This window comes from Rummeliibacillus pycnus, assembly GCF_044359855.1.
Lineage (GTDB): Bacteria > Bacillota > Bacilli > Bacillales_A > Planococcaceae > Rummeliibacillus > Rummeliibacillus pycnus_A.
In genome coordinates this window covers 3,206,894-3,221,089 of record NZ_CP132291.1, presented here as the reverse complement: position 1 = coordinate 3,221,089, position 14,196 = coordinate 3,206,894, and the positions used below count along the sequence as shown (strand labels likewise).

Genomic DNA, 14,196 nt, shown 5'->3' with positions numbered 1-14,196 from the left:
GTTTCTCATCCCCCTTTAGAAAAAGAATCCTATTTTGATATAAGACATAAAGCTTGCGAAAATCCAATAAAGTAAAAATAAAATGCTGATAGCAATTATTAAAGTCCTTTTACGAACTTCTACTATTCTTGATAAATAGTAATATGAATAGACAATCATAGCGATTCGGAATAATGTAATTTCTCCAAGGAAGTGAATGATCACTTCATTATTCGTCATATATTGTGCAAGAATACCAAATGAGAAAACATTAGAAGTTACATCAATATTTAGCAATAAGAATAATGGAATCTGAATGATCTTTTCAATTAAGAAAATACCAAATATATTCATTTGAGCGATGACTAACTTTCGATAACCACCATTAATAAATGCAAAATAATATAATGCAGTTCCAAAAAGAAATACACATGGAACTAAAATCCCTTGCAACAGTCTTCCAACTAGAAATAATTGTTTTCGTGCCTCAAATGCATGACCGCTAACACTTGATAATTCTTTCGATAACGACTCAGTGCCTATTCCAAATGCTCCACTTACTACATATGCACACATACTTATTACAAAAAGTATCAATATATTTATCTTATAATAAGAATAATCTTCAGCTTCTTGTAACATAGTACGATAATCCTTTGGTTTAAAAATCCCCTTCAATGGCTGTACCTTCAAAGTCATGTTTACTTCTCCTTTTAATCATGATGGCTGTTACTTCAAAATTCTTATCAAGAATGCCATCTCATTTCTGTTGCTGAATTTATCCCTTATGTACTACCAATATTGTGAATTGGATAGATAATTTTCCCTCATGTATAAAACAAAAAGTGTCGATTTTTGGGTAATATATCAAAATAGATAATTTATGTCTGTGTCTTCCCCTCACTTATCTACTTGTGCCATAATCCGAACAAATAATGATTCGTCAATAGAAATATAGAAAGCCCTGTAGAGAGGGTTCTCATAACAGAGCTTTTTTAAATACATTATGTATTTTAGTTGATAGTAACGGTCTCAATTCATTCTTCCCTCTTATTTTAGTAACTTATGGAATGAGTTGTCAACACTCTACTAAGTAAATCCACGTTAAGGATTGTAAAAGTTTGTAAATATTACAAAAAGGAAAAATCAGTTTTAAATTCGTTACTTCTAACGTTTGTAATTCTATGAATTTATAATACTCAACCTGAGCCTGCATTCATAAGTTAAATCTACATCAAATATTTTACTTATAGGTAAAACTTTCAAAACTATCATCATAAAAAAACATTTTTCTACAAATATATATTGAAGCTTCAAAATAATCAGAATATAATTAATTTTATATCACAATAGTGGGGTGAAGTTTTATGGAAGAAATGTTAACGAAAATTAATGCATTGCTATGGAGTCCAGTACTTATTTACGGAATTTTAGTAGTCGGTTTAATTTTTACATTTAGTACAAAATTCATGCAAGTACGCTTCTTTAAAGATATGTTTGTACAGTTGGCGAAAGGTGAAAAATCGTCTTCTGGTGTATCTTCTTTTGAAGCATTATCAATGGCACTAGCAGGACGTATCGGTGTAGGGAATATTGCTGGTACAGCAACAGCAATTGCTTACGGTGGACCTGGCTCCATCTTCTGGATGTGGGTGTTAGGATTTATTGGTGCCGCAACCTCTTATGTCGAATCAACACTTGCTCAAATTTATAAAGATGAGAAAGACGGAATCTACCGTGGTGGACCAGCTTACTATCTTTACAAATTTACACAAAAGAAATGGATTGGCATGATTTTTGCTGTTGTAGGTGTAATCGCCATGGCTGGATTAATGCCTTCTATTCAAGCAAACTCAATTGCGGGTGCGATGAATAATGCTTTCCATATTCCTGCATGGGTATCCGGTGTATTTTTAGTCGTGTTAATTGGTGTCATTATTATGGGTGGAGTTAAACGTATTGCGACAGCTGCTTCAATTATCGTTCCGTTCATGGCGGGAGTGTATATTTTAATGGCCATTGTCATTATTATCTTAAACTTTGATAAAATTCCTGAAGTTTTTGGTTTGATCTTCTCAAGTGCGTTCGGTCAAGATAAAATGTTCGGAGGGATTTTAGGTGCAGCAATTGCTTGGGGTGTAAAACGTGGTATTTACGCCAATGAAGCAGGACAAGGTACTGGTCCTCATCATTCAGCTGCTGCTGAAGTATCACATCCAGTTAAGCAAGGATTCGTTCAAGCTTTCTCAATTTACTTTGATACTTTCTTAGTATGTACAGCAACAGCGTTTATCATCTTGTTCACAGGAGCTTATAACGTACAAAATGAAAAAACAGGGGAATTTTTAGTAAAAAATATTCCAGGAATAAATCCAGGTGAAGCTTATACGCAAGCAGCAATTGAACAAGCCTTCCCACTTGCAGGATTAGGTTCAGGCTTTATCGCTATCGCGTTATTATTCTTTGCTTTTACTACGATTATGGCTTATTACTATATCGCGGAAACAAACTTAGCCTTTATGATGGAAGGTGCGAAGCTAAAAATTGCGATTCGTATCATGCAAGTAGGATTCTTAGCGCTATTATTCTTTGGTTCAGTAAAAACAGCTGCAACAGCTTGGGCACTAGGGGATACTGGTCTTGGTTTAATGGTATATGTCAACGTAATTGGTTTATTGTTCTTATTAAAGCCAGCTTTGATAGCTTTGAAAGATTACGAAGAACAGAAGAAACAAGGCTTAGACCCTGTTTTTGACCCTCGTAAATTGGGGATTAAAAACGCAGATTATTGGGAAAAGCGTGTAGACGAGATGAACAAATTAAATGTACAATCTAATAACGCCTCACCTTTACGTAAAGAGTCCTAATAGATTAAACACTTTTCATTAAGTGTCATTATTATTATATTTTTCTACTGTAAAATTTGATATTTAACCATTAAGCTTTCTAAGCTTATGTGAAGTATCAGTTTAAAAAGTTAGTAAATTGAGGCCTTGATATCCGTCGGAAATCAAGGCCTTTTTCATTTGATTGGAATGCTAAACTTTTATAAAATGTAACTTTCTTTATGTACTAACTGAAGAAAATGGAATCATTCAAATATTATTTAACCTGCTTTATTTGCTACGAATCAATATGCATTGTAGTTTGTGCAATCTTCTATTAACTTAATAGATTCTTAGAATGAATGTGAGTGAAATCTAGTAATTATGAATTCAATACTTTTGTGATTACTTTATAAAAAGACATAAAATAACTAAATCACGGATTGTCATAACCTAAGAAAAAATACGAAAAAAAAGATTCCAGCCTCTTAAGAGACTGAAACCTACATTGTGGCATGTTGTTCAATATTGTGTGTACCAGACACCGTTACTGTTACTTTTTCCCATGTGTTGGTTTGGTGTTATCGATCGTTTTGAATGTCCAAATAGGTGAGCGTACTTTTCCTTTAAAGTCATCCGTAACATTAACATACCAACTATAGTTTGTACCTTTATTTAATTTTTTCCAATTAACTGAAGCAGTTTTTCCGTTTTTGATATTTTTCACCTTACCAATTTCGTCATTTGTGTAGACGTTTACATCAATCGCATCTGTTGCGACAACTTTTTCTTTTGGTGTTAAATCAGTTTCAATCACGAATTCGTCTTTGCTAGGGTAATCTGTCGTATTATAAAAGTTAAATTTATCTAAGTAAGGAGAATAGGTTTTCATATAGATTTTGTTCTCTACAGGGTTGACTTGAAGTAGACGCATAAAACCTTGTCCGCCTTCAGGACCATCTTGGTAATCAGCTAGCATTTGATATACTTTGCGGTCTGGCGTGCCATCGCTATTATCATCAATTTCATCAACGAGTGTCTCAGCATCATGATAATGGCCAGATAATACGGCAATAACATTCTTATTTGGTACGACTACTTTTTTATAAATTTCATCACCGATCGGGCTCCGATTACCAGACACAAGTAAATATTCATGGAAGTTAAGAATCACTTTACGTTCTGGGTATTGCGCAAGAATTTTATTCATCCAAGCCATGTCTTCCTCATTAACGCCCCACCCCATATAAAGCATGATAAAGTCATTGCCTTTTTCATTAATCAAATCATAGTGACCACGGTTATTCTTGTAAGATGCTCCATAGTAATTTTTTCCTTTGAATCGACTTTCGCCAAAGTATTCACCGTATTTTGTATAGTCTTCTGCTTTATGATTCACATCATGATTCCCTGCTAAGACACCATAAGGTACATTTGCTTGATCAAGTGTTTTCATCGAGTTGTCCGCATTTTGCCATTGATACTCTTGATCCGCATTATCAACTAAGTCTCCTGTATGGAATACATATTTGATATTCATCTCTTGCTTTTTAGATGCGATCCAATCAGTCATTTTGTTATAAATTTGTGGATAGCTTTTAGAATAATATTGCGTATCGGACATCCAAATTAATGAATAATCAAATTGAGTGGTTGCTGCAATTTCATCTTGCACCATTACTTGTACCGTTTTATCTTGTACATATGCATTCCCTTTAACAGTAGCATGGAGTTTAAAGTTTTCACTATTTTCTGCAACCTTCCATTCCTTGACTTCCCATTTTTTAGTATCATAATTCCACACATACATCGAAACTTTACGTCCGATAATTGATTTACCTTCCCAGTTTACTTCTATCTCATCATTGTTATCGACTGCCTTGTCGAGCTTAATTTCAAAACGATGATATGGATATTTTTCGTCCCCGGTTGTTGTGATATATTGACCATCCACCTTTGTTAGTTTGTCTACATCTTTGACAAGCTTTTCTCCTTTTGACGAAATGGTTGTTGGTGGCTCGCGGTCTGCACTGTTTGCAAAGACCGTCATGTGCGATGTTTGATCAGCTTTATATTGGTATCCTCGATTGAATGAAACACTTAACTTATCATTCGTTGGATCGGATACTTTTACTTGAAGTTTCGGTGATAATGATACATCTTTTTCATGATTCTTAGGTGTGATTAATACGGGTGCATAAGGTTGCTCTTCCACTACTTTAAATGTTGTTGTTTTCGTTGCAGTATTTCCAACTTGATCTTTTGCTGTTATCGCAAATGAATGTTCACCTGGTGTTAAATCAGCTGAAGATGTTTTCATCGGTAATGTAATGTCTTTACCATCTAATGTAGCTGTAACTTCTTGCACACCTGCATGTTCATCCTGTGCCTCAGCTTGCAGTGTAAAATCACCTTTATATTCTTTGCCTTCTTCTACAGATGCTGTGATTTTAGGCGCTGTGTTATCAACTAATACTTTAGCCTGCGTTGATTCGTTACCATTTTGAGCAATGAATGTGTGCTCACCGTCTTTTGCAGTTGTTGTATCCCACGCATATGATTTGGCTGCATATTTTTCATCTGGCACCATAAAGTTCACATCTAATACTGGGGACATCCCACTACTATCTCCAACAGAAATTTCCTTCGTTGGATTATTATATTTTGGATCATAAATGACTGTCCCATCTCTTAAAATAAGGCGAATATTCTTTACATAAAAATCATCGCGATTTTCCTCTGAATTTGGATCGAATGGAGACACTTTCGTACCGGAACGAATGGAAATTTTCGTTTCTTTACCTTTTTCAAAGTATTTCGGATCGATTGGAACTGTTAATGTTGTGTAGTCATTGATCGTATCATCAAAAATACGTAAGGCATCATCACCGATTGTAATAGCATTTTTGAAAAATAAATTTGTACTTTTTACATCTACTGCAAAATAGGCTGGATCAGCCATGGTAAATGTTGCATTATTGGTAATATCCTGATCATCTAGAATTAGCTTCGTATCATTATTATTCTTTGAATGAAATGCTTTTAATAATACATTTTTGGATAGTAAAGATTTGTCTTCAACATTTAGTGTAAGACCTTCTGGACGCTTATCTTGAATAATTCCGATTTTCTTTTTATCTGTTGTTGCCATATTCGTCCCATCAGATGCTTCTAAATAGTATTCTAGCGATTCTTTACCAATCAAATTAGCAGAATAGATAGTATATCTAAATAAGCCGTCTGCATGATCTTTTTTTAGATCAACAGAATGATAGGTAGATTCTTGATTATTCTTATAGTACAGACGAGCTGTTTTGACCGTTTGACTGTCTTTAATGTCAAACTTCAATTTAACATCAGTTTGTTCTGATACAGCCTCAGTAATTGATTGGTCTGTAATAACAGGTGCTATGTTGTCTTCTGTAAGCTTTACTCTTTCTTCTGGCATTTGATAAGGAGAGACAGCACCCGGTGTTCCGTTCTCCGTTTTGCTACTATATTTTTTCATGACATTGTCGCCAGGGACTGTTGGAAACTTGTAAAGTATACCTTTGTCTTTTGCTGCATCCATATTTGTACCATTAACATTGTAATAGGCAACTGAAATATCTTGTCCTGTATTTGTAGAAATCGCAATACCTCGATGGCTACCATTTGCCATACCACTGTTATACAGTTTGACGATATTTTTATTTTCAACTAAATTGACACCATAGTTTTGATTGAAATCTGCTACTGTTTTGGACCCATTTTCAGCGTTAATAATCCAATAGACCATTGTCTCGCCTGGGGCTAGTTCAAGATCTTCTTTTTCAGGTGCCCATATGAGGTCCGCTTCTGGTCCTTCAGCGGGATAGCGATAGTGAATTTTATAGTCTTTTAAATTTAAAGTTTTGTCAGAGTTATTGTAAACTTCAATATACTCGTAGCCATCAGAGTTTCCGACATTTGTGGAATCTGGCACAATCTCTGTTACCAACAAATAAGGGACATCTTGTGGATTATAAGGTTCATGTGCAATCTCGACTTTGTATTCGTCTGATGATACAGCGTTCGTTCCATCATAAGCCGTAATTTTGTATGTTAATTCTTTTCCTACTAACTGAGGAGCAGTTAGTTGTGTATGATAATTATTGTCTGCAGATATGGTCATTGGTACTTCTGACCATTCACTTTGTCCATCTAAGCGATACGACAATACGACATTTTTTACGTATACGTCATCTGTCACTTTCGCTTGAAGTTTCAATCCTTCTTCTGCACTTGCTTTAGTAATAGGTATATGGTTAATCGTTGGGGGCGTAGTATCTTTTATGATTTCTCCTTGATTATCAGGGACTTGTCCTTCAATCACTTGCCCTGGTGTTACACCTTCATCCCTTTTTAAAATCTCCATTGTCTGATCTATGCCAGACCATTTATATTGAATACCCACATCCTCTCTGACATCTTCTTTTGAATATTTTGCACTAACAATTTCATTTTTGTATGTATCCGAAACAACAAGAATACGTTCAGCAGCATTTGCCATACCATCTGTTTCAATGGACGTAACTTGGTCTTTCGTTAAATTGGTTTTGTAGTATGCATTGAATTGCTCAAGTGTTGTATCTCGATTGGCGCTATTCTTCACCCAAACGACAATTGTGCTATGTGCTGGCACTTTTTTATCTTCTGTAAATCCCCAATCTGCATCCGCTTTATTCGCAGAAGCTGGATAGCGATAGAGCAACTTATAATCCTTCAGTGAAATTTCTTGATCAGAGTTATTATAGAGTTCAATAAATTCATATCCATCCACATTATTAATATTACCAGTGCTTGGTGTTATTTCAGTTATTAATATGGAAGGTGCTTTTTGTTCTGCATAAGCATGGTCAAACCCTAAATCTTGAAGCCCTAATGAAGAAAAAAGGATCCCTGCTGCTATTGCTGATGTAAACATTTTCTTTTTCTTTGTCATTTTGAACATTACCTCCTTTTAATTTACATCTTCATTATAAAAAATACGTTTTTTGGTAATTTAAAGGAGGCGTTAAGTTATTGTATGAAATTGTAAAAATATATTTTTTGTAGTAATAATGTGTTGTTACACTGCTTACCGCTCAGCTTGCCTTGCACTACTCAGCGATCTACTTGCACCACTCAGGCTCTCTCTTGAACTACTCAGAAGTCTACTTGCAGCACTCAACCTTCTTTCCCATCAAAAAAGCCACACTTGTTATCCAAGTGTGGCCCTCTATTTCAATAAATTATTTACTATTTTTTAATCAATTCAAGATCAACTGGGATAGATTTTGCTACTTTTTCACCTTTAAGTGATTTTACAGCTGTGTCGATTGCGATTTGTCCAATTTCAGTTGGTTTTTGTGCGATTGTTGCACCCATTTTGCCTTGTTTAACTGCTTTTTGAGCATCGTCAGTAGCGTCGAAACCTACTACTTTAATGTCTTTGTGAGCAGCTTCGATTGCTTCAAGAGCACCTAGAGCCATTTCGTCATTGTGTGCGAATACACCTTTGATATCTGGGTTAGATTGAAGAATGTTTTCCATTACTGTTAAACCTTCAGAACGGTTGAAGTTAGCAGTTTGAGATTTTACTACTTTTAAGTCTTTATCAGCTACTTTGTGGAAACCTTCACCACGGTCACGAGCAGCAGATGAACCAGCTACACCTTCAAGTTCAGCAACTTTTGCACCTTTGCCTACTAATTCTTCTAAGTATTGGCCAGCCATTTCGCCACCTTTTACGTTGTCTGATGCGATGTGTGATACAACTTTACCGCCGTCTGAAGAACGGTCAACAGTGATAACAGGAATATTCGCATCATTAGCAGATTGTACTGCTGAAGCAACTGCTTCTGAATCTGTTGGGTTAATGATGATTAAGTCTACTTTTTGTTGGATTAAGTCTTCTACGTCAGAAGCTTGTTTTGAAGCATTGTCTTGTGCATCTACCACTGTTAAATCCACTTTATCTTTTTTCGCTTCTGCTTTTGCACCGTCAGATAGTGTTACGAAGAATGGGTTGTTTAATGTTGAAACTGACATACCAATTTTCATATCATCTGTAGATTTTTTTTCTGCTTTATCAGATGATGAGCTATCACCATTTGGTGACATAGAACACGCGCCTAGTAGTAGTGAAGCTGATAATGCTAAAGTCCAAGATAGTTTTTTCATTGTATTGATACTCTCCTATGCTGTTTTTTTACGGTCAAGAAGTACCGCGATTAATATTACGACACCCTTCACAACTTGTTGGAAGAATGAAGATACCCCAATAAGATTTAAACCATTGTTTAGTACACCAATGATTAACGCACCCACTAATGTACCGAAAATCCAACCGCGACCACCTGTCAACGAAGTACCACCTAGTACAACTGCAGCGATGGCATCAAGTTCATATGATTCACCGGCAGTTGGTTGAGCTGAGTTAAGGCGTGAAGTTAAGATCAAAGCAGATAGTGCTGCAAGCATACCTGTAAGTGAGTAAACAGCGATTGTTACGCGGTCTACATTGATACCTGAAAGACGAGATGCTTCTTCGTTACCACCGATTGCATAAACGCGACGACCAAATGTTGTTTTACGTAAGATAAAGTAAAGAACAAAGAATGCCACGATCATCGTGATAACAGGTACGGGAATTCCTAAGAAATACCCTTTACCGAACATTTGGAAGACCATTGAATCACCAAGGCCTGATACTGGTTTACCATCTGTATAAACAAGTGTTATACCACGATAGATTGTCATTGTTGCTAATGTTGCGATGAATGGCGCAACTTTCCCTTTTGCAATGATGACACCATTGACTGCACCAAGCACTGCTCCTAGCGCTAATCCGATAAGCATTGCTAAAATTGGATCCATACCGCTTGCAAGCATACCAGCACTAATGGCACCAGTTAAGGCTAGGGTTGATCCAACTGATAAATCGATACCGCCAGTTAAGATAACAAAAGTCATCCCGAATGCGATTAACGCACTAACTGATACTTGACGAAGTACGTTGAAAATATTTGTAGCTGTTAAAAAGCTAGGGCTCATAATTGAAATAATGATGATAATTAAAAGGAGTCCTAGTAGTGGTCCAAGTTTTTGGATTAAATCTTTAGATTTGGACAACTTTGTCACCTCCAGTGGCATAAAACATAATTTTTTCTTGCGTCATTTCTTCTTTTGTGACTTCACCAGTGATTTTACCTTCATGCATAACAAGCACTCGATCAGCCATACCGATGACTTCTGGTAACTCTGACGAAATCATTAAAATCGCTACACCCTGTTCTGCAAGGTCATTAATAATTTGATAAATTTCTTTTTTTGCACCGATATCGACACCACGAGTTGGTTCATCTAATATTAAAATTTTCGGTTCATCACCTAACCATTTAGCGATTACAACTTTTTGTTGGTTACCACCACTTAATGATTTTGCTGTTTGTGCAGCACCTGATGTACGAACCCCAAGTTTTTTAATAAGCTTATCTACAAAACTCGTTTCTTTTTTACGATCGATAATACCTAATTTAGATGCTTTATCTAAGTTTGTTAGCATAATATTTTCTTTAATAGAAAAATCAACTACTAACCCTTCTGATTTACGGTCTTCTGTTACATAGCCAATGCCATGTTTTTTTGCTTGAAGTGGATTGGAAATTTTTACTTTTTGACCATCTATGAATATTTCACCTTTGTTCATTTTTCGATAGCCAAACAATGCTTGTGCAACTTCTGTACGACCAGCACCCATCAAACCAGCGATACCAAGCACTTCACCTTTTCGTATCTGGAAGTTAATATCTTGGCAATACCCATTTCTTGTAAGCCCTTTCACTTCGAGCTTAACATCACCGATTATTGCTTTTCGTTCTGGGAATCGGTCACCAAGTTCACGACCAACCATCATTTTGACAATTTCATCGAAAGTTGTTTCTTTAATAATTCGAACACCAACATATTGACCATCTCGCAAAATCGTAATGCGATCACAAATAGCAAAAATCTCTTCCATACGGTGAGAAATATAAACAAAGGAAACACCTTGAGATTGTAGTTTACGAATTGTTTTAAATAACGTTTCAATTTCACGATCTGTTAAGGCTGCTGTCGGTTCATCCATAATGATTACTTTGGCATGCGTTTCAATTGCTTTGGCAATTTCAATAATTTGTTGTTTCCCTACAGATAATTGTCCAGCAGGTGTTTTTACATCAATTGTTAAACCGAGTTGGCTAAGAATACGACTAGCTTCTTTATTCATTTCTTTTGTTTTTAAAATGCCAGATTTGCCAATCGTTTGTTCATTTCCTAAGAATAAATTTTCAGCAACTGTTAGATCAGGTAAAATATTAAGCTCCTGATGGATCACTGCAATCCCCATTGCTTCGGCTTCTTTAGGTGATTTAAAATGAACCTCTTGTCCATTTACTTTAATAATGCCTGCATCTCGCTCATAAATCCCCGTTAAAATTTTCATTAGCGTCGACTTACCAGCTCCATTTTCACCCATTAATGCATGGATTTCTCCATCTGCAAGTGAAAATTGTACATCTTTCAACACGACATTACCGCTAAAGGCTTTATCAATGCCTGTCATTTCAATCATTCGGTCTCACCACCTCGTTAAAATATAACGCCTGATTGCAAAATGATATTTGCAAACGGTGTTGCTTCGCCAGTACGAATAATTACTTTTGCTTTAGATGAAAGTTCCTTTAGTTCCTCGTGGTTAACTGTTTCAATTGGAACGTAAAGAACTTGGTGAACAAGACTGTGTAGTGCCGTATTTTGACCTTCCATCTCTTGTGCAATTACAGCTTTTTCAGCTTTAAAATCATCTAAAACTACTTCTAAAATATCTGCGAAACTAGGTTTTCCTAATGTATAAGCTAAATCTATACAAGGAACGCCATCTGGAATCGGCAAACCACAATCAGCAATAACGATTGTGTCCGTATGACCAATTTTGGCAAAGATTCCAGCAAGCTCGCGATTTAAAATTCCATGCTTTTTCACAATGACTGTCCTCCCAAGCGACTTTCTACCATTTGAAGCGTTGGCATTCCACCTTGAGCTCCAAATTTTTCGACTGATAATGATGCAGCTATGTTGGCAAATCGAACTGCCTCTTTGAGAGATTGTCCAGATGTTACCGCATATGCTAAGGCACCGTTGAATGTGTCACCTGCACCAGTCGTATCAACCGCTTGTGTTTTAAATCCTTCTACGAAAATATGCTCTTTCCCATCAAAATAACGAGCACCATTAGAGCCAAGTGTCACGATTAATTTGTTCGGATATTTTTCTAATGTTTTTTCTAAATCACCTGAGAAAATATCTGCACATTCTGTTTCATTTGGTGTAATATAGCTGATTAACTCCATCCATGATGCATCAAAGTTTTCTGATGGTGCAGGATTTAGCAATACTGGCACACCTAGTTCTTTGCATAGATTTAATGTGTATTGAACCGTTTTTGCTGGTATTTCAAGTTGCAAAATGACCATTTCACTTTGCTCAATAATTTCTTTAGCAGCATCAATTTCTGTTGATGTTACTAAACCATTTGCTCCTGGAACAACAATAATACGATTATCATTTTGATAGAGTAGTATATTGGCAATACCAGTCGCTGCTTTCGTTGTGGTTGATACATATTGTGTATGAATACCTTCAGCCTTTAAATTATTTGTTAATTCTTGGCCAAAGCCATCTTCACCAACTGCACCTACCATATGTAAGTCTGCTCCAAGTCTTGCAGCTGCTACTGCTTGGTTTGCTCCTTTACCACCTGGTACTGTTTCAAAACGATTACCTAAAACCGTCTCACCTTGTTTAGGGAAAATTGTTGTATCAACTACTAAATCCATATTGATACTACCTACCACAGTAATCATGAAATCTCTCCTTATTTCGTAGAACTTCTAACAACTAATGTTGCAGGTAATTCGATTAAATTACTTTCAATTACCTCGTCTTCAATTTTTTTTATGAGCAATTCAGTAGCGACAGTGCCGAGTTTGTAAATATCTTGTGCAACCGTCGTCAATTCTGGTGTTAACAGTTTTCCAATACTGATTCCGTCAAATCCTACTAATTGAAGATCGCCAGGAATCTGGATGCCTAGTGAATGCGCTGCTTTCATCGCTCCAATCGCAGATGCATCACTTGTCGCGAATATACCATCAACTGTTTCATGTGTTTTTAGAAATTCAAATGCTTTATGCTCTGCTTCATCAAAATCAAATAAACTTGTAATGATATCTGTTCTTATATTTGGATAGTGATCTACTGTTTCAATAAAGCCTTTCATTCGATCTTCTGCAACATCTAATCCTATGGGACCTCGCATACAAAGTATGTGTTTGCATCCTCTTCCTATTAAATATTCCGTTGCAATTTTAGCTCCATCAACATTTTTTGTTGTCACAGTCGGTATGGACGGATCTAATCGTCTGTCGAGAGCAACAATCGGTAATTGAATATTACGATAATAGTCCGCTTCTAGTTGATTCGTCGTCACAATAAATCCCGCAGCATACTTTTGCTGCAATGATTCTATATAATGAATTTCTTTTTCTTTCTGTTCTCCCGAATTACACAGCACAACAGTATAGCCATTTGCAAACGCTGTATCTTCTACAGCTCTAGCTAACTCAGGAAAAAATGGGTTGGTAATGTCCGGTACAAGTAAACCAATGATATTAGTCTTTTTTGTGCTTAATGATCGAGCGAGCTGATTTGGCTTATAATCTAACTCTGCTATCGCCTTTTCAATTACTTGCTTCGCCTCTTCACTAACATAGCCTTTTCCATTCAAATACCTGGAGACAGTAGCAACAGAAACGCCTGCACGTTTCCCTACATCCTTAATTGTTACCATATTTCTCCTCCTTCACGGCTGTGTGTAACCGATTACACATTAATATACTGAAATCCCCCTAATATGTCAACACAATAAGAGAATTATGTCATACTAAATGTTATTTTTTTCATAAGAGAGGTAGAGTTTCCGTTTTATATTTTAGTATTAATGGTAATTAGGGTGTATATTTAGAGGATTTTATTAAAAAAATTTTCTTAATTCATATTAATGAATGAAATTCTATTTAATAAGGATATACTATTCACTTATTAGTACACATTAATATAATTAAAAGTAAAATAGGCTTCTCTAGTGGGAAATGAGTTGCATTGATTTCTTTTTTATTCGCTCTTTCTTGGGGTTTATTCGCTTTCTCTCGGGGTTTATTCGCTTTCTCTCGGGGTTTATTCGCTTTCTCTCGGGGTTTATTCGCTTTCTCTCGGGGTTTATTCGCTTTCTCTCGGGGTTTATTCGCTCTTTCCGCTTGCTCATTCGCTCTATTTGAAATTGTATTCG

Annotated in this window: 9 protein-coding genes; 1 reads left to right on the top strand and 8 read right to left on the bottom strand. The window is 36.0% G+C overall.

Annotated features, from left to right (window positions below):
* Positions 1-15 precede the first annotated feature (15 nt).
* Positions 16-678: a hypothetical protein gene (locus Q8X41_RS15780; RefSeq protein WP_397537196.1), complete on the bottom strand. Its 663-nt coding sequence runs from the start codon at positions 676-678 to the stop codon at positions 16-18.
* A 668-nt stretch (positions 679-1,346) separates the two neighbouring features.
* Between Q8X41_RS15780 and Q8X41_RS15775 the strand changes: the two genes are divergently transcribed.
* Positions 1,347-2,846 carry an alanine/glycine:cation symporter family protein gene (locus tag Q8X41_RS15775; RefSeq protein ID WP_397537195.1) on the top strand — a complete coding sequence of 500 codons (1,500 nt, stop codon included), beginning with the start codon at positions 1,347-1,349 and terminating at the stop codon, positions 2,844-2,846.
* Positions 2,847-3,357: 511 nt separating this feature from the next.
* On the opposite strand, the gene Q8X41_RS15770 is transcribed toward Q8X41_RS15775, so the two are convergent.
* The 7 genes from Q8X41_RS15770 to Q8X41_RS15740 all read right to left on the bottom strand — a co-directional run bounded on the left by Q8X41_RS15770 (position 3,358) and on the right by Q8X41_RS15740 (position 13,698).
* Entirely contained in the window at positions 3,358-7,767 is a 4,410-nt protein-coding gene (locus Q8X41_RS15770) for a lamin tail domain-containing protein (RefSeq protein WP_397537194.1), read from the bottom strand.
* A gap of 296 nt (positions 7,768-8,063) precedes the next feature.
* Positions 8,064-8,987 carry a ribose ABC transporter substrate-binding protein RbsB gene (gene rbsB / locus Q8X41_RS15765; protein ID WP_397537193.1) on the bottom strand — a complete coding sequence of 308 codons (924 nt, stop codon included), beginning with the start codon at positions 8,985-8,987 and terminating at the stop codon, positions 8,064-8,066.
* Between the two features lie 15 nt (positions 8,988-9,002).
* Entirely contained in the window at positions 9,003-9,959 is a 957-nt protein-coding gene (gene rbsC, locus Q8X41_RS15760; protein ID WP_397537192.1) for a ribose ABC transporter permease, read from the bottom strand.
* Complete coding sequence (locus tag Q8X41_RS15755; protein WP_397537191.1) at positions 9,925-11,421, bottom strand: sugar ABC transporter ATP-binding protein; 1,497 nt, start codon at positions 11,419-11,421, stop codon at positions 9,925-9,927. Before Q8X41_RS15755 ends, rbsC begins: the two co-directional genes overlap by 35 nt.
* A 17-nt stretch (positions 11,422-11,438) precedes the next feature.
* A complete protein-coding gene (gene rbsD / locus Q8X41_RS15750; RefSeq protein ID WP_397537190.1) occupies positions 11,439-11,831 on the bottom strand; it encodes a D-ribose pyranase in 393 nt (130 codons plus the stop codon).
* The gene (gene rbsK / locus Q8X41_RS15745) at positions 11,828-12,712 is read right to left on the bottom strand and encodes a ribokinase (protein ID WP_397537189.1); all 885 of its coding nucleotides are present in this window, start codon (positions 12,710-12,712) and stop codon (positions 11,828-11,830) included. The genes rbsD and rbsK overlap by 4 nt, the downstream gene beginning before the upstream one ends.
* An 11-nt stretch (positions 12,713-12,723) precedes the next feature.
* Complete coding sequence (locus tag Q8X41_RS15740) at positions 12,724-13,698, bottom strand: LacI family DNA-binding transcriptional regulator (RefSeq protein WP_397537188.1); 975 nt, start codon at positions 13,696-13,698, stop codon at positions 12,724-12,726.
* Positions 13,699-14,196: the final 498 nt, after the last annotated feature.

Excerpts from the sequence above, each read along its gene's own strand:
- rbsB (WP_397537193.1), bottom strand. The coding sequence starts at position 8,987 with ATGAAAAAACTATCTTGGACTTTAGCATTATCAGCTTCACTACTACTA.
- Q8X41_RS15770 (WP_397537194.1), bottom strand. The coding sequence starts at position 7,767 with ATGACAAAGAAAAAGAAAATGTTTACATCAGCAATAGCAGCAGGGATC.
- Q8X41_RS15740 (WP_397537188.1), bottom strand. The coding sequence starts at position 13,698 with ATGGTAACAATTAAGGATGTAGGGAAACGTGCAGGCGTTTCTGTTGCT.
- Q8X41_RS15780 (WP_397537196.1), bottom strand. The coding sequence starts at position 678 with ATGACTTTGAAGGTACAGCCATTGAAGGGGATTTTTAAACCAAAGGAT.
- rbsC (WP_397537192.1), bottom strand. The coding sequence starts at position 9,959 with ATGCCACTGGAGGTGACAAAGTTGTCCAAATCTAAAGATTTAATCCAA.
- Q8X41_RS15775 (WP_397537195.1), top strand. The coding sequence starts at position 1,347 with ATGGAAGAAATGTTAACGAAAATTAATGCATTGCTATGGAGTCCAGTA.
- rbsK (WP_397537189.1), bottom strand. The coding sequence starts at position 12,712 with ATGATTACTGTGGTAGGTAGTATCAATATGGATTTAGTAGTTGATACA.
- Q8X41_RS15755 (WP_397537191.1), bottom strand. The coding sequence starts at position 11,421 with ATGATTGAAATGACAGGCATTGATAAAGCCTTTAGCGGTAATGTCGTG.